Raw genomic sequence first — 19,783 nt, forward strand, 5'->3', positions numbered from 1 at the left:
ATCCCATGATCGAGATCCGTTCTTTTCGCGATCTTCTGCGCCTGTTCTTCATTTTCCGCCACGAGTTCAAGCTGGCGGCCATCGCCGCGCTGGTGATCATTCTGCTGGGGGCGTTCCTGCTGCCGGCCAAGTACGAATCCACCGCGCGCCTGTTGGTCAAGCCCGGGCGTGATTCGACGTTGCCGATCGAGATCAGCAATCGCCAGGCCCTGGTGATGCCCAGCACCCAGCGCGACCCGATCGTCGACGAAGAGCGCTTGCTGACCGGCCGCCCGATCGTGCGCGCCGTGGCCGAGCACTACCTGGAAGTGCTCGACAACGCGCCGCCGCCGGAAGGTGCCTGGAAGCGCATCAAGTACTACGTCAAGAGCGCCATCGGCGCGGTGTTCGACGGTTTGCGCGTGGTGCTGGAAACCGTCGGTGTCGTCGAGAAAACCACGCCGGTCGAGCGCCTCGCCGCCAGCCTGGAGAAAAATTTTGACGTAAGCCACGCCGCCGGCTCCACGGTGATGGACATTACCTTTACCTGGGGCGACCCCCAGGTCGCACAGGAGGTCGTCAAGCACTGGGTCGAAACCTACATCAACGAACGCACCCAGGCCCTGGGACGCAAGAGCCTGTATGCCTTCTACGAGGGGCAGGTGTCCAACAGCGCCACCGAAATCAAGAGCTACAAACAGCAGATTCTCACGCACTTGAATGAGATTGGCGCGGCGAGCATCACCGATCGCCTGGAGGATTTGTCCGAGCGCATCAACGTGCTGCGTGGCGAAGTGTTCAATACCACGCGCCTGATCGCCTCGTCCGACAGCGCCATCGAGAGCACCCGCAACCAGCTCAAGAGCCAGCCCAAGGAAGTCACCACGGTACGCCAGATCGCACTGAACCCGCAGCAGCAGGACCTGCGCCGCCTGCTCAATCAGAAGCTGCTGGAAAAAGCCGACATGATGCGCACCTACACCGACAACGCGCCTCCGGTCAAAGCTCTGGATGCGTCGATCAAGGCGATGCAGGCCCAGGTCGCCAGCGAAAGCAACACGGTGCAAAGCTCCGAGAACCGCGCGCCGAACACGCTGGAAATTCACTTGCAGCGGGTGCTGCTGGATGAGTCGAGCAACAACCGCGCCCTGCGCACTCAGTTGACTCAGCAACAGAAACAACTGGCCAACCTCGAAGGCCAGCGCAAGCAAGCCTTGGAAATCGAACCGGAACTGACCCGTCTGGCCCGCGAACTGAGCGCCACCGAGCGTAACTACGCGCTGTACGTCGACAATCTGGAAAAATCACGTATCGACCGTGAGCTGGACAACAGCCAGATCAGCAATATCGCCGTAATCGAAGAAGCCACCCTCAACCCCGGGCGCATTTTTCCCAAAACCCTGGTAATGCTCATGCTGGCGATTCCATTCGCCATCGTTGTAGGACTGCTGGTGGTCTACCTGTGCTACTTGCTGGACCAGCGCATCCACGACGGCGGATTGGTGGAGCGCAAGTTCGGCCTGCCGCTGTGGACGACCCTGCCGGAGCTGGACACCAGCACCGCGCAAAGCACCAACGCCTTCAATGCGAGCATCTACCGCCTCTACAGCCTGTTGCGCCCGGACCGCATCGCCGAACAGGGCCTGACCCTGGGGCTCACCTCGGCACGGCATGGCGAAGGGGTGACGTTCGTGGTTGAACAACTACGTCAGTTGCTGGACGAGAACGGCATCAACGCGCGGGTCGGCGGTGCTGAACCGGCGGCGCCCGGTGAAGTGGTGCTGCTGGACGCCTCGGCCCTGCTGGACAACCGTGATGCGTTTGTCGCCCTGCGCCGCGCCGACCTGATTGCACTGGTGGTGGAAGCCCAGAAAAGCACGGTGCCGGTGGTCGAGCATGCGCTGTCGATCCTCAACACTGCGTTTGGCAAAGTCGACGGCATCATTATCAACCGGCGCAAGTTCGAGGTGCCGTCCAAGGTGCTCAAGACCATCGCCAAATACCGGGGAGCGTTCTGATGCGTATCGCCCTGCTCGCGCCGTTGCCGCCGGAGAAAAACGGGATCGCCGACTACGCGAACCATTTCCGCACGGCACTCCAAGCGCTCGGCGTGACGGTGCTGACACCGTTGGCGGGCGTGGCGGGCAACAGCGAGGCCATCAGGTCGGCCATCGCCGCCTTTGACTGGCACAGCGTGAACCTGGTCCATGCCGAGCTGGGCGGCGGCCGGCTGGGGGAATTCCTGGCCTTGCGTGAACTGCGCAAGGCCTGCCCGCTATTGCCGCTGACCGCCACCGTGCACGACCCAGAGCGGATGGTGTGGCGACGCGAACAACTGCCGTTTCCGTTGAACCTGCTCGAACGCCTGCCCAGCCCGATGCCCCAGGCAGCGGTGGTGCTGGCCGATCCGTTGACCCTGCGCGAAGAACGCCAGGTCGCCCAGGGCCTGACGCGGCTGATCACCCTTACGCGCCTGGGGGCCGAATGCCTGAGCCAGCGCATGCAACTGCCCGCCGGCAAAGTGGCGGTGATCAACCATGCCAATCTGGCCATCGACCCGGTTGCGCTGCCGCCTCTGGAGCCTCTGCGCCTGCTGTACTTCGGGTTTATCTACCGCGGCAAGGGCATCGAAGACCTGGTTCAGGCGCTGGCGGACGTATTCAATCAAGACCCGCAGCTGCGCAAGCGGGTGCGCCTGACCCTGGCCGGTGGCACGGCGCCGGAAATGGCCTTCGGCGCGGGCGGCAACTACCTGGAACAGCTCAAGGGACAGATCGCCGAACTGGGCCTGGCCGATGCCGTCGACTGGCAACTGAACCTGCCGGCTGACCAGATCGCCCAGACGATCCAGGCTCACCACGTCATGGTGCTGCCTTATCGCGAATCGAAAAAACTCGGCCTGCTGGGGCGCCAGCGCGGCACCAGTGGCGCGCTGTCCTGGGCCACGGCCTGCGGGCGCGGCGCAATCACCTCCGATGCCCGTGCGTTTGCCGAGGAAGTCGCCAGCGGCAACGGCGCCATCTACCCCGAAGGCGATGTAGCCGCGCTGGGCGAGCAGCTCCTGAGACTGGCGCGCCAACCGCTGCTGGCCAGGGACTGGGCCGAGCGCGCCGGCGAAATCGGGCGCGAGCGCCTGTGGCCCAAGACCGCCGGCACATTCATCGAACTGTTTGACCAAGCCATCGCAGGAGCTCGCCATGGCGCGTAAACGCACCTACTTCGCCACGCTGACCGTGATCGTCGCCCTTGGCCTGACGGGGTTTTTCTGGGGCCGCCAGGCGGACGCCGAAAGCCATGTGCTCAAGGCCGGCAAGGTGGTGGTATGGAAGGATTTCCTGGGGGTGAACGCGCAGTTCCTGTGGTTCAGCCCCGAGCGCTATCAGAAGCAGATCGATCGCCTCAAGGCGCTGGGGTTGGAGTGGGTGCGCCTGGATTTGCATTGGGACCAGCTGGAGCCCGTCGAGGGCCAATATCAGGTAGCTACCCTGGATCAGTTGGTGCAGAAGCTGCAGGCCAATCAGCTCAAGTCGGTGTTCTACCTCGTCGGGTCCGCGCCGTTCGCGACCACTGCACCGGCCGGCGCGCCCTACCAGGACCAATACCCGCCCAAAGACCCGAACGTATTCGCCAACCGCATGCTGCTGTTGTCCCAGCGCTACCCCAGCGTGAACGCCTGGCAGGTGTGGAACGAACCGAACCTGTTGGGCTTCTGGCGCCCGGTGGCGGACCCTGCCGGTTATGCCAGGCTGCTGACGGTCACCGCCACGGCGCTGCGCACGGTCAACCCGAGCAAACCGGTGGTGGCCGCCGGCATGGCGTTCTTCAGTGAAATGCCCAACGGCCAGTCCATGCTCGAGGCGCTCGGTGCGCTGGGGGTGGCAAGCCTGAACACGGTGATGTCCTACCACCCCTACACCCAATTGCCCGAAGGCAACGACCCCGCCAACCTCGACTTTATCGCCAAGACTACCCAGCTCAACCAGGCTTTGCGGAGCAGCGGGGTCCAGACTTTATGGAGCACCGAGTGGGGCTGGTCGACCTACAAGGGGCCCAAGGACGCTCAGGACATCATCAGCCCGCAGGCCCAGGCCGACTACGTGGTGCGGCGCCTGGCACTGATGAGCGCGCTGGACTACGACAGAATCTTCCTGTTTACCCTGAGCGACCTCGACCAACGCGCCAGCGTGCGGGACCAGTCCTACGGCTTGCTGGACATCGACGCCAATCCCAAGCCGGTCTACACCGCACTGAAAAATTTCCTCGACGTCAGCGGGCCCAGGCTCACTCCCGCCGACCCGCCCGGCGCCGACCGCTTGCCCGACGGCCTGTTCAGCATCGCCTGGACGCGCGCCGACGGGCGCAGGCTGTGGTTTTTCTGGTCGGCCCAGGGCGGCAACGCGCACTTGCCCGGCTTGGCCCGCGCCACGTTATACGACCCGCTGCGCGGCACCCAAACCCCGGTCACCGGCGCTCAAGGGCTGACCGTACCGGTCAAGCCGAACCTGCAAATTCTGTTATGGGATTAGAAACGGCCATGCGCATTTTATGGATCCTGCCCTACTCGCCCTGGCCCGCCACCAGCGGCGGCAAGACGCGCCAGTTCCACCTGCTGCGCAGCCTGGCCGCGCGCGGACACCGGATCACCCTGCTGCTGCACGACAAACACCCGGTGGCGCCCGCCGACCGCCAGGTGCTGGAGGCGTTTCTTGAACAGGTGATCATCCTGCCCCGCCGCCCGTTGCGCAGCTTCACGACCCTGTTGGCAGGGTTGTTCGCACCCTACCCGCTGCTGGCCAGTGTCAACGGGCTGTCGGCAGCGCTGCAGGCGCGCTTCGAGCAGTTACTGAGCGAGCACTGGGACGTGGTGCAGATCGAACATTCCTACACCTTCCAGCCTTACGAACAGGCGCTGGCGCGTCAGCGCCAACCCTTCGTGCTGACCGAGCACAACGTAGAGTCGGCCCTCGGTGCCGCCACCTATGACCGGCTGCCGCGCTGGTCGCTGCCGTTTATCCGCTATGACCAATGGCGCTACCAGCGTTGGGAACAACGGGTGATGCGCCAGGCCGCCCAGGTGGTGGCCGTTACCACCAGCGACGCCCAAGTGCTGGAAACCATCGCCGGCAAACCGCTGTCGGTGGTGGTCAACGGCGTGGACTGCGCGCACTTCGCCGGCGCGCGCCCGGACCCTGCGACCCAGCGTGTGCTGTTCCTGGGCAACTATGAATATGCACCCAATGTGGATGCTATCGAGTGGGCGCTGGAAGAGATTCTGCCGAAGGTCTGGGAGCACTGCCCCGAGGCGCGCATGAGCGTGTGCGGCTTCGGCATGCCCGGCAGCTGGCGCGAGCGCTGGCCGGACCCGCGTATCGAATGGCAAGGCTTTGTGCCCGACCTGCTGCAATTGCAATCTCGCTGTTCGGTGTTCCTGGCGCCGCTGCGCCACGGTGGCGGCTCCAAGCTCAAGGTGCTGGAAGCTCTGGCCGCCGGCCTGCCGCTGGCGAGCACCGAGCAAGGTGTGTCGGGGCTGGATCTGGTGGAAGGTCTGGACTATCTCGGCGGGCAAAGCGCCAGCGGCCTGGCGAATGCCGTGGTACGTCTGCTGCAGCACCCTGAAGCCGCCGTGCCGATGGGCGAAGCGGGCCGCGCCTATGTGCGCCGCGCCCATGATTGGAACGTTGCGGCCAGCCAGCTGGAGCAGGTGTATGCCGCCCTGGCGCCGCACCCCCACGAGGAGCCCGCATGCGTGTAGGCCTGGATTACCGCACCGTTGGCACCTCGCCGCAATCGGGCATCAGTCGCCAGGTGTATGCGCTGGAAAGCGCCTTGTACACGCTGCCGGAGATCGAACTGGAGCGCTTCACCGTCGCGCCCCTGGGCGATGAAACCCGCTTGCAGGCCCACTGCCCGGTCTGGGGCTGCGCGAAGACCGCGATGCACCAGCCGCACAATCGCCTGCGCTTCGAGGCCGGCTTTCTGCCGCGTGCGCTGCGCGAGCAGCATATCGACCTGTATATCAGCACGTTCAACATGGGCCTGCCGTTGCCGCCCAAGCCACAAGGCCTGCGCACCGTGGTGCTGCTGCATGACCTGTTCCAGATCACCTTGCAGAACTACCACGCCAATCGTCTCAAGGCGCTGATCTACAAGACCAGCGATCGCCTGTCGATTGCCTACGCGGTGCACAGTGCCGACCGCGTGTGGACGCCGTCGCGGTACAGCGCGGACGAGACCGCGCGGCTGTTCCCCAAGGCCACCGGCAAGATTCGCGTGCTGCCCAATCAGGTCGACGGGTTTAGCGCGCTGGCCGCCGACCTCACGGCGCGCCAACTGCCCGCGCGCTACTGGCTGTTGGTAGGCACCCGCGAGTTGCGCAAGAACGTGCCGTTTCTGGTGGAGGCATGGCAGCAGGCGCGACGCCAGTCACCTGCGGTACCGGAACTGGTGCTGGTGGGCAGCCTTGAGCATTTGCCGCCAGCCCAGCGCGCACTGCCGGGGATTCGGGCATTGAGCGGCGTGTCGGATGCCGAGTTGCATGCGCTGTATCGCCACGCCGAACGCCTGTGGCAACCCTCGTACGCAGAGGGCTTCGGCCTGCCGGTGATCGAGGCGCTGAGCGTGGGCACCCCGGTGGCGGTGGCCAGCGGCACCTCGTTGGATGAAATCACGCCACCCACTGCGCCGCGTTTTTCTCCCACCGACGGTCCGGCGCTGATGCAGTTGATGCTCACCCTGAGCGAGCGGCCCGCCGAGGACTCGCCCGAACAACGCCGCCTGTGGGCCGAGCGCTTCAATCACCACGCCTATCGCCAGCGCCTGGGCGAACTGATCGAGGAACTGAAGTGAAAGTGAACCTGGCCAGTCTCGTCGCGATTCTCTTCGGCCTGCTGTTTGGTGCCCTGGCCCTGCTGCTGTCCCCGGCCAAGGCATTCTTGGCGGTGATCGGCCTGGCGGGCGTAGTGACCATCCTGCGGTTCCCGCTGTGGGGCTTGCTGCTGTTTGCGGGGATGGCGACGTTCATGCCGTACTCCACGGTCAATCTCGGCATTCGCAGCACGGTCAGCGAAGCGATCCTGGCCCTGACCTGGGGCGCGATTGTGTGGCACAGCTTTCTGTCACGCCTGCCGGCCACGCCGAGCCTGGCGACGCGGCCCACCGACCAGATGCTGCTGTGGCTGATGCTGTTCAGCGTGTTTCCCTTCATTGTGGGGCAGGTCACCGTCCAGGCCGACACCAGCGGCGTGGCCAACTGGCTGCGCTGGTTGTTGAACCTGTCAGGGGTGTTTCTCGCCGCCAGGCTGCTGGTGGAACGTAAACACCGCGAGGCGCTGGTGATCGCCCTGCTGCTGGGCACCCTGGCGATGCTGCTGCTGTCGATCGCAGTGTTCGTGCGCACCCGCTCCGGCGCCGGCATTGCGTCGATTCTGGCAATGTTCAACTACGCCAACTTCGACATGCTCAAGTTCGGCCTGGAAGCCATGTCCTCGCGCATGGGTTCGCCCTGGACCCACCCGAATGCCATCGGCGGGATCATGGCCTTGCTGCTGCCGCTGGCGTTCTGCTTCGGCATGACCGAGCAAGGTTGGAGACGCGCGCTCGGCCTGGGCGTGGCATGTCTGGGTGCGGCGGCGTTGCTGCTGGCGAGCAGCCGTGGGGCGATGGTGAGCCTGGCATTGGTGTTGATGTGGATGGCCATTCGACGGGTGCCGTACACCGGGCGCCTGCTGATGATCGGCGCGGCGCTGACCGTGGCGTTGGTGCTCGCCTATCCACCGCTGCAGGACCGACTGGCAACCATCTTTTCCTCGAGCAATGCGAGTACCGAGGTGCGCTTCGACGAGTACCGCATGTTCCCACAGGCGGTGGCCTCCTATCCCCTGGGCATCGGGTTCAAGGCCGACCCACCGGTGCCCGGTTCGCACCTGCTGGGGATCTCCAACCTGTGGCTGAACTACATCTACAAGGTCGGCCTGGCCGGCATGCTGTTGTTTGTTGCGGTGACGGTACGCTGGTGGCGCGAGGCACGCCCGGATAAAGGCCCGATCCGCCTGACCAAGGACAATGCGTTGTGGCTCGGCACCACCGCCGGCATCCTGTCGGCGCTGGTCAGCGGCCTGTTCGACCACTACTTCAGTTTCGCGGTGGTGATGGTGGCGCTGTTCTGGCTGATGGTGGGGATCAATGTGCTGGAGGCCCGGCGGCTGTTCCCGGCGCGCGTGCCGCAGGTCAAGCGGGTGGCGCACGGTAAACCGCTGATTGATGGTGCGCCCTTCTGATGCTCGGCTCCGCCGCGTGGCTGACCCTGGCAACCTTGCTGGGCCTGTGCCTGGGATTTGCCCGCGAGTGGCTGCTGGTGGCGGCGTGGGGCGCCGGCGAGCGCAGCGATGCGTTCCTGATCGCGTTGTTCCTGCCCGAAGCGCTGCGCATGTCGTTGGCCGGCGGCGTGCTGAGCGCCGCCGCACTGCCGCTGTACCTGGCGCGCAAGGAGCGCGAGCGACTGGACTGGCTGGCGGTATTGTTTCCGGCTCTGCTGTTGATTGCGCTGCTGACCAGCCTGCTGTTGATGTGGCTGGCACCCTGGCTGGTGCAGGTGCTGGGGCCTGGATTGGCGAACAGCGCCACGGCTCTGGCCGCCAATAACCTGCAGATCGTCGCGTGGTGCGTGCCGGGATTACTGCTGCACGCCCTGTTCAGCATTCCCATGCAGGCCAGCGAACGCTTTGTGCTGGCGGGGCTGGGCTCGTTGTTGTTCAACCTGCCGCCGGTGACTTACCTCGCCGTCGCGGGCAGCGCCACACAGCCGCACTCACTGGCGCTGGCGTGCCTGGCCGGCAGCCTGCTGATGCCGCTGGCACTGCTGCCGTCGATCTGGCGCCAGGGTTGGCGCCCGTGGCGTTGGCAACTGAGCGCTGCGCCGCTGCGGGAACTGGGCCAGCGCATCGGCCCGCTGCTGCTGAGCAACGGCGCCAGCCAGGGCCTGGCCTTGATCGAGCGCCTGGTGGCGTCGCTGCTGGGAGAAGGTGCGGTGACGTGGGTCAACCTGGCGCGCAAGCTGATGAACCTGCCGCTGATTGCGCTGATGAGCCTCAATCAGGTGCTGCTGGGCATGATGAGCCGACGCCAGGGCGATGAGCGCCTGGCCCTGCTCAAGCGCGGCCTGCAGACCGCCAGCGTGCTGACCCTGCCGGCGGGCGTCGGCCTGGTCGCCGCCGCGCCGAGCCTGGTGGCGCTGCTGCTGCCCAGCCAATCGCTGGATTCGCCGCTGCCGCTGCTGCTGGCCTGGTTTGCCGTACCGCTGGTGTTCGGCGCATGGAATGCCCTGCTCGCGCGTTACGCCTACGCCGCCGGCGACACTCGCCAGCCGCTGCGCTGCGAGCTGCTGGGCAGCCTGGTCAATGTACTGCTGCTGGGCGCCCTGCCGTTTATGGTTGGCCTGGCGGGCATCCCATTGGCCGCGCTGGCGGGCGTGATCTGCACGGCGTTGTTGTTGATGCAGCGCCAGGCGTTGCTCGACGCTCTGCCCTGGGCTCGTCACTGGCTGCTCAGTGCGCTGCTGCTGGGCCTGGCGGCGCTGCTGCTGTTCCCGGTGCCTGGGGTATGGCTGCAACTGGGGCTGAGCACGCTGGCCGGCGCGGGAGTGATGCTGGGTATGGGGCTGTGGCTCAAGCCGTGGCGTAAAGCATGAGTTGCTGTCATCGAACGGGAGCACTGAGGTGAAACATCGCTGGATTCAAATGGACATCGCCAAAGGCATCGGCATCCTGGTGATCGTGTATGCCCACAGCTGGTTCGTCGCCACATCGCCGGACGTGTTGTATCCGATCCTGGCATCGTTTGTGCTGCCGTTGTTTTTCTTCCTGTCCGGGGTGTTTTTCAAACCGGAACAGCCGTTTATGGAAATGGCGGTGCGCAAGGCGGACGGCCTGCTCAAACCATTTTTTTTCACCATGCTGGTGTATGTGATCGTGCGCGATGTGCTGCGCGGCCAACCTTTGCTGCCGGACATCGGTGGCGTGTTGTATGCCACGGTGGGCACCATACCGTGGCAGGCGCTATGGTTCCTGCCGCACTTCTGGGTAGCGATTGTGTTCAGCTGGGTGCTGCTGCGGCTGATCCAGCGCCTGTCGCTGGCGCTGAGCTGCACCGTAATGATCGTCCCGCTGCTGCTGGGCATCTGGATGCTGCCCTGGTTCTGGCAACTGCCGGTCACGATCGGCGAGCACACCTGGGTGCTGCCCGGCCTGCCGTTCAGCCTGGACATCACGCCGATCAGCAGTGCGTGTTTTGTTTATGGTTACCTACTTCGCGATTGGCTGCGGACCCACGGCGGTTCCTGGCTGACACTGCTGGTGTCGGTGGTGCTGTTCGCCGCGGTGTTCCTCTACAGCCATGCCACCATGGACCTGGCGCAGCGTCGCTACGATCACTGGCTGTGGACCAGCCTGCTGGCGGTGATCGGCGTGTATCTGTGCTGGGCACTTGCGAAGGTGATCATGGCGTCGCTACTGTTGACGCGGGTGATGACCTACATTGGCCAGTCCACCTTGATCCTGTTGATCTTCCATGGCGAGATCCAGCACAAGACAGTGGACCTGCTGGTGCGCCTCGGGCTGCATGACTTTGCCGCGGCGTGCATCGGATTTGTGGTGGCCGTGGTGGTGCCATTGCTGATCGGGGAAGTGATCAAGCGGGTGGCGGCCCTGCGGTTTTTCTATTTTCCGTTTCCGGTGCGCAGGCGCTAGGAATAGGTGTGGGGAGCGAGCGTGCTCGCTCCTTGCGAGGTTAATCGTCCAATGGCTGCGCAGTTGGCTTGCTACCGTGCTTGGCAGGCTTGGCGCCCTTGGCCGGCGTCGGGGCAGGTGCCGCTGGTTGCGGCTCAGGTGCCGCCGCGGCTTCCTTTTCGGCCATGGGCATCTGGTCGATGGCGCTGAAGAATTCCTTGAGGTCGAGGGTATCCGGTGGGACGGTCTTCTCGAGCTTCTTGTCGCCGTCCTTGCCGACCAGGATCACTTTGGTACCGCTGCCGGCGCCAAGTTTGAGGGCGCGGATCAAGGCGTTGGTTTCCGGCGGGGTGAGTTTTTTGTTGTCTTTAGGGTCTTTGGCGAACTTCTCGCCTTCGGCGCCGATGCTGCCGAACTTGACGGTGTAGAACACCATGCTGCGTTCTTCAAAGGACTGCTTGGTGGCCGGCTCGTCCAGCGCCTTCTTGAGCTTGGCCAACGTATCGTTGCCGGAATCAAGCTCTACCACCACCAGCGGGCGGGCCTTGCCTAGGTCCTGTTTGAGCGGGTTGATATCGTCAGCCGCCAACAGCGGCCCCGTAAACGCCATCAAGGTAGCCAGGGTCAGCGACCGGATGAGCATGCGCACCTCCTTTGAATTCCATGCAGGGTTCTTGAGTTTCATGTCTGCGACCGTCAAATTCAAGGATGATTCCTACAGCACTTTGAGAAAGCGTAGGTCAGGACGTCCGCGATGCAAGGGGTTGAGGAGGGTCACGACGATTGTTTCGCTTGATTACAGAAACATTACGACTCCTTCCACTGCGGCCAATGCCGGGCAAACACGGGGGCCACGACGGGGTCGGCATCCACGCGCGCCAGCGTTTGTGCAAAGCCTGGCGCCAGGGCGCTCAGCGCCTCTCGCGCCGCGTCCCAGCGCGACACCGTCGCCGCCATGAGGCCCAGCGCATTCGGCTCACCGTTGTCGGCAAACAACTGCTCGGCGAACTGCTCGGCAAATATCACCCAGGCCTGATGCAGGTGACGCCGTGTGCCGCTGACCAGTTGCGCCTGCACTGCGTCCGGCGCGTCGCCCAACCAACGGTGCGGGTAGTCGATGATGCCAATCGCCGAGTAGCAATTGGCCGCGATGTACACCAGGCCGCGGATGATCTGCGCGCGGTCGCCACTCAGCAGGTGCGCATCGGGAAATGCCAGGCCCAGGTGGATCAGAATGGCTGCGCTTTCCGTTAACACCTGGCCGTCCGGCGTGACCAGCGTGGGGATCTGCTTGAGGGGGTTGATGCGCGCCAAGGCATCGCTGCCCTCACCTTCGTGCCAGGAGCTGGCGTCCACCCGATGCCACGGCACTGCGCAACGCTGCAGGGCAATTTCGATCATGCATGAGCCGGACTCGTCGGTGCCGTAGAGCGTGTACATCGGGAATTCTCCTTGATTGCGCGTCGAAGAAGGCCAAGCGTGCAGACATGCGACCGCTCAGTGCAAGCGCTTTAGAACAGTCCCATCTGCCCGCCGACCAACGTGCTGAAGTCGTCATTCACAAAGGGCAGAATCGCATCGGCCACCGGCTGTAATTGGCGGGTGACGTAGTGATCGTAGTCGATGGGCGCCCGACGCACCTCCAGCGGTTCAGGCCCGTTGACGCTGATCACGTAACTGATCCAGCCACCGCGCTGGTACTGGCGCGGGCGGCCCAGGCGGTCGTTGTACTCGTCCGCCAGGCGCGCGGCACGCACGTGGGGCGGCACATTGCGCTCGTAATCGTCCAGCCGGCGTCGCAGGCGCTTGCGATAGATCAGCAGCTCATCGAATTCGCCGCTCAAGGTTCGTTGCACGTAATCGCGGATATACGCCTGGTGCGGCTGACGATGAAATATGCGCCGGTAAAGCTCCTGCTGGAACTTTCGGGCCAGCGGCGACCAGTCGCTGCGCACGGTTTCGAGCCCCTTGTAAACCATGTCTTCGCGGCCGTCGCCGTGCACGACCAGGCCGGCGTAACGCTTCTTGCTGCCCTCCTCGGCGCCGCGAATGGTCGGCATGAGGAAACGCGTGAAGTGGGTTTCATATTGCAGCTCCAGGGCGCTCTGCAGGCCGAACTCGGCGCTCAAGTGCGCGCGCCACCAATCGTTGACGTGCCTGACCAGCGCCTGGCCGATGCGACTGGCGTCCTCCTGTGAGTGCGCGCGGCCGAGCCAGACAAAGGTGGAGTCGGTGTCGCCGTAGATCACCTCATAACCCTGGGCCTCAACCAACTGGCGGGTCTGGCGCATGATTTGGTGACCACGCAGGGTGATCGATGAGGCCAGGCGGGTGTCGAAGAACCGGCAGCCACTGGAGCCGAGCACCCCGTAGAAGGCGTTCATGATGATTTTGAGCGCCTGGGACAGCGGTGCATTGTGTTCGCGCTTGGCCACTTCACGCCCCTCGGACACGCGCGCGACGATCGACGGCAGGCAATGACGTGTGCGGGAAAACCGTGCACCGCGAAAGCCTTCGACCGAATCACTGTCGTCGGGGTGTTTGAGGCCTTCGATCAGGCCCACGGGGTCGATCAGGAAACTGCGGATGATCGATGGGTAGAGACTTTTGTAATCCAGGACCAGCACCGACTCGTAAAGACCGGGGCGAGAGTCCATGACGAATCCGCCGGGGCTGGCCTGGGGCGGTTTGTCGCCCAGATTCGGCGCAACGAAGCCCTGGCGGTGCATCAGCGGCATGTAGAGGTGAGTGAACGCGGCGACGGAACCGCCGTTACGGTCAGCCGGCAAGCCGGTGACACTGGCGCGCTCCAGCAGGAACTTGAGCAGCTCGGTCTTCTCGAAAATCCGTGTGACCAGTTCGCAGTCCTTGAGGTTGTAGCGTGCCAGGGCAGGCTTGTCCTCGGCGAACATGCGGTTGATTTCGTCCATGCGTTGGTACGGGGTGGAGATGTCCTTGCCTTCGCCGAGCAGGGTTTGCGCAACGTTTTCCAGGCTGAAGGACTCGAAACTCCAGGTCGCCGACCGCAACGCCTCGATCCCGTCGATGATCAAGCGTCCCGCCGCCGCCGCGAAGTAATGGTTGCGGCTGCCGTGCTCGCGCCAACTCATGGCCTCGTCACCGCGCCCGAGCAGCAATGGCACATTGAGGCGCTGGGCGTGCTCATGGAGCACCCGCAAATCGAACTGCACCACGTTCCAACCGATGATGGCGTCGGGGTCGAAGGTTGCCAGCCATTCATTAAGACGCTCGAGCAATTGGGCGCGGCTGTCGCAATAGTCGAGTTTGAAGTCCACCGCATCGTTTTTGTTGGGCGGCCCGAGCATGTATACCTGGCGCTCTCCACACCCCTGGAGTGCGATGGAATACAGGTCGCCCTGGGCGGTGGTCTCGATGTCCAGGGACACCAGCTTGAGTGGCGGACGATAGTCCGGCGCGGGTTTCATCTGCGCGTCCGACAGAGCGCCTGTGCCGTCCGGCGTACCGCCGAACCAGACGGGCGCGGTAATGAAACGTTCCATCATGTAGCGTTCCGGCGGGCGTACATCGCCTTCGTACACATCGACACCTGCGGCCCGCAGGCGTTTTTCCAGGTCCATCAATTGGCGATGCTGGCGGGTATACAGTCCGAGGACGGGGCGATGATGGAAATCACACAGTTGCAGTGGTCGCAATTCGATATCGCGCTCGCCCTTGAGCAGCCAATCCAGCGGTTTGCGATGCGCCTCGGGGATAAACATCACCGAGGTTTGCACGGGTAGGCGAATAAACCGTGGCCCCTGATCAGTGGCCAGCCAGAAGCTGACCTCCGTGCCCGCCGGGGTATCACGCCAATGCCGGGTCAGGACAAAACCCTGCTGTAACTCCACCGTGCCGCACCTCAGGAATCGCTTTTAGCTGGTGATTCTACGCGGCACAGGGCTCAGGGCGTGAAGTAATGCTCATGACGAGCAGGTTTTATACCTGACCTCGTCTTAAAGCCGCATCCACTCGGTGTTCCCGCATTGTTAAACGCAGTTGACCGTCGTGATCATTCCGGCAATAGCTCACGGTTGCCTAGTCAGACGCTTGAGTAGTTGGCTCGATGGCCGGCGTCATTTTTTGAGGTAGTTTTCGATATTGCCCATTTGCTCGTCCCAGCCACGGGAGTTCATTTTGAACGCCTTCTGCCGGCGCGCCTCAGGTACGGCATTGAAGCCGGACTCGACTACACGCAGCAGAATCCCCGGCGCATGGTCCTCGATGGTGAATTCCACCAGGGTCGGAGTTTCCTTGTCGTAGTCGACATTTTTATCCACGGCGAAGGGATGCCACCTGAACGCGAACAACGTTTGTGGCAGGATTTTCTCGATGCTGGCCTTCCAGACCACGTGTTCATAACCGGGATAGGTGATAGGTGCTTCGATGATCTGACCTTCGACGAAGGTTTTGCCTTCGAGGGCGACACCGAACCATTTGCCGAATTGCTCGGCGTTCGTCAGCGCGTCCCATACTTTTTTACGTGAAGCATTGAGCAGGATTTTTCGCTCTATGCGATCTAATACGTGCATAAGTCACCTCCTCCATTGACCCTAGGCGACATCAAACAATGCGCAACCTCAAGTTGTAAGCAATGATGATGACCCGTCCATTACCTGACTCTACGATATGACTGACGCACCGAATGGAAGTTGCTTTTGTAAGGGGATTCGTTATCGAGTGCGGAGCCTGAAAAGTCACATCTGAAGGTGGAGCGACGATCCAGGCGTAAGGCCCACTTCGCACATCTGGCCATGGCTCGCCTATGAGGACGTAGAGATTGGAAACATGGCAAGCATGAGTCAGACGCGTGGATCTCCAGGGGCCTTTGTCGGTGTCGCATATTGCGGCTTGAGGTGCCCTTCCTGATCGAGCAACCAAGCGTCCATGATCTGCCGCACCACAGGGCCTGCAACGCGACCACCGGCCTCACCGTTTTCGATCATGACCGAAATGACGATTTTCGGATGTTCGGCCGGGGCAAAACCTACAAACAAGGCGTTATCACGGTGGCGTTCAAGCGTCTTCTCGCGGTTGTAGCGCTCGCCCTGCTTGATCGCCACCACTTGCGCAGTACCACTCTTGCCAGCAATACGATACTGCGCGCCTTGCGCAGCCGCGCGCGCAATGCCGCGTGGGTCGTGCATGACCAGTTGCATCCCATGGTTGACCTGTTCCCAGTCGCGCGGATTCTTGAGAACGATGTTGGGCATGGGGTTTTCGTCTACCGGCGGTACACCGTTGATGGTTTTGGCCAGGTGCGGGCGATTCCACACACCTTTGTTGGCGATCAAGGCAGTTGCCTGGGCGAGTTGCAGCGGAGTGACTTGCATATAGCCCTGGCCGATGCCGAGGATCACGGTTTCACCCGGGAACCATGGTTGGCGTCGAGTGGCGCGTTTCCAGGCCTGGGACGGCATCAGACCGGCTGACTCTTCGAACATATCCAGAGATACTTTCTGCCCCAGGCCGAATTCGGCCAAATAGTCATGCAAGCGGTCGATGCCCAGCTTATGGGCCAGATCGTAAAAGTAGGTGTCGTTGGAGCGCATGATGGCGGCATCCATATCAACCCAGCCATCACCACTATGGTTCCAGTTGCGGTACTTATGGTCAAAATCGGGCAGTTGGTAGTACCCAGGGTCAAACACGCGCGTTTGAGCGGTGACGACCCCGCTGTCCAGACCGGCGATGGCCACCTCGGGTTTGATGGTCGAGCCGGGCGCATACAGGCCTCTCAGGACACGATTGAACAGCGGTCGGTCAATGGAGTCGTGCAGTGCAGCGTATTCCTTGAAACTGATGCCGGTGACGAAGAGGTTCGGGTCGAAACTGGGCTTGCTGACCATGGCCAGCACTTCGCCCGTTTGCGGGTCCAGCGCAACCACCGAACCTCGGCGATCACCCAAGGCTTGCTCTGCTGCTTCCTGAAGTTTGACGTCGAGGCTCAGGACGATATTTTTTCCAGGGATCGGGTCGGTGTGTTTGAGTACGCGAAGCACCCGGCCCTGAGCGTTGGTCTCGACTTCTTCATAGCCTACATGGCCATGGAGTTCGGACTCGTAGAAGCGCTCGATCCCGGTTTTGCCGATCGACTGCGTGCCGCGGTATTCCACCGAGTCGAGTGCTTTGGACTCCTTCTCATTGATCCGTCCTACATAACCAATGGAATGAGCAAAGTGCGGCCCCAGGGGGTAATGCCGGACGAACTGTGGCTCGACGTCGACCCCAGGCAAGCGGAACTCATTCACTGCCAGAACGGCAATCTGTTCTTCTGTGAGCTCGTAAAACAGTGTCACCGGGACAAAAGGATGGCGCGCCTGTTTGAGCGCCTTATCGAACAACGCACGGTCTTCAGTGGGTAGATGCAACAAATTGACGATGGCATCGAGTTCACTCTTGAGGTCAGTGGTGCGCTCGCGAGTAATGGTCAGGTTGTAACTGGGCCGGTTATCGGCAAGCACTACGCCGTTTCGGTCGTAAATCAACCCACGCGTCGGAGTGATGGGCAGCACATGGACACGGTTATTTTCAGAGATCGTGGAGTGGTAGTCGAACTGCACCACTTGCAGGAAGTACATGCGCCCTACCAGAGCGCAGGTGATACCCATGACCAACACTGCGCAGGCGAGCAGGCGCTTGTTGACCAGTCGATTCTCTTTTTCATGGTCTTTGATAGGTATGGGTTCAGGCATTTCTACAGCATCTCGTTTGAAGAAGGTCGACGCCGCGTCCTGCGGATAAAGATCAATCCCTGTGAAAATGTGCTGCACCATACCAAAAATGCAGAAACACTTTGCATCGATTTCTTCAACGGTACTCGGCGGTGCCTATTCATCAGACGAGAAAACCAGTGTATCGCCGTGACCGAGAACCGTACGTCGACCACAGCGGTAAAGCCGCAGCAATGACGAGGCGTGTGCAGGCGCAATGGCTGATAACAGTACTCGCGCTGACGCCCGTGGCGCTTTTCGAGCGCCCAAAACAAAACCCCAACTGCTCTCGCAATTGGGGTTTCGGAATTTAATCTTGACGATGACCTACTCTCACATGGGGAAACCCCACACTACCATCGGCGATGCATCGTTTCACTGCTGAGTTCGGGATGGGATCAGGTGGTTCCAATGCTCTATGGTCGTCAAGAAATTCGGGTACTGAGTCGCGGCCAGATGGCCTCGCTTCAGCAAATTGGGTATGTGACAGCTGTCGGTGTTTTGTGAGCGTCGAACTTTCGGTTCATTGCGTCTTCACACACCGCAATCTGGCCTTTCGACTCAAATTGCTTGGGTGTTATATGGTCAAGCCTCACGGGCAATTAGTATTGGTTAGCTCAACGCCTCACAGCGCTTACACACCCAACCTATCAACGTCGTAGTCTTCGACGGCCCTTCAGGGAACTCAAGGTTCCAGTGAGATCTCATCTTGAGGCTAGTTTCCCGCTTAGATGCTTTCAGCGGTTATCTATTCCGAACATAGCTACCCGGCAATGCCACTGGCGTGACAACCGGAACACCAGAGGTTCGTCCACTCCGGTCCTCTCGTCGTAGGAGCAGCCCCTCTCAAATCTCAAACGTCCACGGCAGATAGGGACCGAACTGTCTCACGACGTTCTAAACCCAGCTCGCGTACCACTTTAAATGGCGAACAGCCATACCCTTGGGACCGGCTTCAGCCCCAGGATGTGATGAGCCGACATCGAGGTGCCAAACACCGCCGTCGATATGAACTCTTGGGCGGTATCAGCCTGTTATCCCCGGAGTACCTTTTATCCGTTGAGCGATGGCCCTTCCATACAGAACCACCGGATCACTAAGACCTACTTTCGTACCTGCTCGACGTGTCTGTCTCGCAGTCAAGCGCGCTTTTGCCTTTATACTCTACGACCGATTTCCGACCGGTCTGAGCGCACCTTCGTACTCCTCCGTTACTCTTTAGGAGGAGACCGCCCCAGTCAAACTACCCACCATACACTGTCCTCGATCCGGATAACGGACCTGAGTTAGAACCTCAAAGTTGCCAGGGTGGTATTTCAAGGATGGCTCCACGCAGACTGGCGTCCACGCTTCAAAGCCTCCCACCTATCCTACACAAGCAAATTCAAAGTCCAGTGCAAAGCTATAGTAAAGGTTCACGGGGTCTTTCCGTCTAGCCGCGGATACACTGCATCTTCACAGCGATTTCAATTTCACTGAGTCTCGGGTGGAGACAGCGCCGCCATCGTTACGCCATTCGTGCAGGTCGGAACTTACCCGACAAGGAATTTCGCTACCTTAGGACCGTTATAGTTACGGCCGCCGTTTACCGGGGCTTCGATCAAGAGCTTCGCGTTAGCTAACCCCATCAATTAACCTTCCGGCACCGGGCAGGCGTCACACCCTATACGTCCACTTTCGTGTTTGCAGAGTGCTGTGTTTTTAATAAACAGTCGCAGCGGCCTGGTATCTTCGACCGGCATGAGCTTACGGAGCAAGTCCTTCACCCTCACCGGCGCACCTTCTCCCGAAGTTACGGTGCCATTTTGCCTAGTTCCTTCACCCGAGTTCTCTCAAGCGCCTTGGTATTCTCTACCCAACCACCTGTGTCGGTTTGGGGTACGGTTCCTGGTTACCTGAAGCTTAGAAGCTTTTCTTGGAAGCATGGCATCAACCACTTCGTCATCTAAAAGATGACTCGTCATCAGCTCTCGGCCTTAAGATCCCGGATTTACCTAAGATCTCAGCCTACCACCTTAAACTTGGACAACCAACGCCAAGCTGGCCTAGCCTTCTCCGTCCCTCCATCGCAATAACCAGAAGTACAGGAATATTAACCTGTTTTCCATCGACTACGCTTTTCAGCCTCGCCTTAGGGACCGACTAACCCTGCGTCGATTAACGTTGCGCAGGAAACCTTGGTCTTTCGGCGTGGGTGTTTTTCACACCCATTGTCGTTACTCATGTCAGCATTCGCACTTCTGATACCTCCAGCAAGCTTCTCAACTCACCTTCACAGGCTTACAGAACGCTCCTCTACCGCATCACTTACGTGATACCCGTAGCTTCGGTGTATGGTTTGAGCCCCGTTAC

The 19,783-nt window shown here is 61.5% G+C and carries 13 protein-coding genes and 2 rRNA genes (1 of these 15 only partly in view); 8 read left to right on the plus strand and 7 right to left on the minus strand.

All coding sequences use genetic code 11. The annotated features are described in order from the left end of the window. Positions 1-5: 5 nt before the first annotated feature. From OSC50_RS15105 to OSC50_RS15140, 8 genes are read left to right on the plus strand one after another with little or no spacing between them, the layout of a single operon-like run. Complete coding sequence (locus tag OSC50_RS15105) at positions 6-1,997, plus strand: GumC family protein (protein ID WP_253506331.1); 1,992 nt, start codon at positions 6-8, stop codon at positions 1,995-1,997. Further along, entirely contained in the window at positions 1,997-3,187 is a 1,191-nt protein-coding gene (locus OSC50_RS15110; protein ID WP_181081356.1) for a glycosyltransferase, read from the plus strand. Before OSC50_RS15105 ends, OSC50_RS15110 begins: the two co-directional genes overlap by 1 nt. After that, positions 3,177-4,505 (plus strand): GH39 family glycosyl hydrolase, encoded by a 1,329-nt coding sequence (locus tag OSC50_RS15115; protein WP_181081355.1) that lies wholly within the window; start codon positions 3,177-3,179, stop codon positions 4,503-4,505. The genes OSC50_RS15110 and OSC50_RS15115 overlap by 11 nt, the downstream gene beginning before the upstream one ends. Positions 4,506-4,513: 8 nt before the next feature. After that, entirely contained in the window at positions 4,514-5,731 is a 1,218-nt protein-coding gene (locus tag OSC50_RS15120; RefSeq protein ID WP_266248737.1) for a glycosyltransferase family 4 protein, read from the plus strand. Then, the gene (locus tag OSC50_RS15125) at positions 5,722-6,825 is read left to right on the plus strand and encodes a glycosyltransferase family 4 protein (protein WP_266248736.1); all 1,104 of its coding nucleotides are present in this window, start codon (positions 5,722-5,724) and stop codon (positions 6,823-6,825) included. The genes OSC50_RS15120 and OSC50_RS15125 overlap by 10 nt, the downstream gene beginning before the upstream one ends. A 2-nt stretch (positions 6,826-6,827) precedes the next feature. Further along, positions 6,828-8,255, plus strand: coding sequence for an O-antigen ligase family protein (locus tag OSC50_RS15130; RefSeq protein WP_266249709.1), 1,428 nt, complete (start codon positions 6,828-6,830; stop codon positions 8,253-8,255). After that, complete coding sequence (locus OSC50_RS15135) at positions 8,255-9,664, plus strand: lipid II flippase MurJ (RefSeq protein WP_253506324.1); 1,410 nt, start codon at positions 8,255-8,257, stop codon at positions 9,662-9,664. Before OSC50_RS15130 ends, OSC50_RS15135 begins: the two co-directional genes overlap by 1 nt. A gap of 28 nt (positions 9,665-9,692) precedes the next feature. Further along, positions 9,693-10,721, plus strand: a complete 1,029-nt coding sequence (locus tag OSC50_RS15140; protein ID WP_266248731.1) for an acyltransferase family protein — start codon at positions 9,693-9,695, stop codon at positions 10,719-10,721. A gap of 40 nt (positions 10,722-10,761) precedes the next feature. Here OSC50_RS15140 and OSC50_RS15145 read toward each other — a convergent pair whose 3' ends face one another. The 7 genes from OSC50_RS15145 to OSC50_RS15175 all read right to left on the minus strand — a co-directional run. Further along, on the minus strand, positions 10,762-11,343 hold the full coding sequence (locus OSC50_RS15145) for a DUF4174 domain-containing protein (protein ID WP_181081351.1): 582 nt from the start codon (positions 11,341-11,343) through the stop codon (positions 10,762-10,764). Between the two features lie 164 nt (positions 11,344-11,507). Beyond that, positions 11,508-12,140 carry a glutathione S-transferase gene (locus OSC50_RS15150; RefSeq protein WP_266248728.1) on the minus strand — a complete coding sequence of 211 codons (633 nt, stop codon included), beginning with the start codon at positions 12,138-12,140 and terminating at the stop codon, positions 11,508-11,510. Between the two features lie 71 nt (positions 12,141-12,211). Further along, on the minus strand, positions 12,212-14,569 hold the full coding sequence (locus OSC50_RS15155) for a DNA polymerase II (protein WP_266248726.1): 2,358 nt from the start codon (positions 14,567-14,569) through the stop codon (positions 12,212-12,214). 225 nt (positions 14,570-14,794) lie between these two features. Beyond that, positions 14,795-15,250, minus strand: coding sequence for an SRPBCC family protein (locus OSC50_RS15160; RefSeq protein ID WP_181081348.1), 456 nt, complete (start codon positions 15,248-15,250; stop codon positions 14,795-14,797). 270 nt (positions 15,251-15,520) lie between these two features. After that, entirely contained in the window at positions 15,521-17,413 is a 1,893-nt protein-coding gene (gene mrdA / locus OSC50_RS15165; RefSeq protein WP_266249707.1) for a penicillin-binding protein 2, read from the minus strand. Positions 17,414-17,745: 332 nt separating this feature from the next. After that, positions 17,746-17,861, minus strand: a 5S ribosomal RNA gene (gene rrf, locus OSC50_RS15170). A 151-nt stretch (positions 17,862-18,012) separates the two neighbouring features. After that, positions 18,013-19,783, minus strand: a 23S ribosomal RNA gene (locus OSC50_RS15175) (it continues 1,121 nt past the right edge of the window).

Source organism: Pseudomonas quebecensis (assembly GCF_026410085.1).
Taxonomy (GTDB): Bacteria; Pseudomonadota; Gammaproteobacteria; order Pseudomonadales; family Pseudomonadaceae; genus Aquipseudomonas; species Aquipseudomonas quebecensis.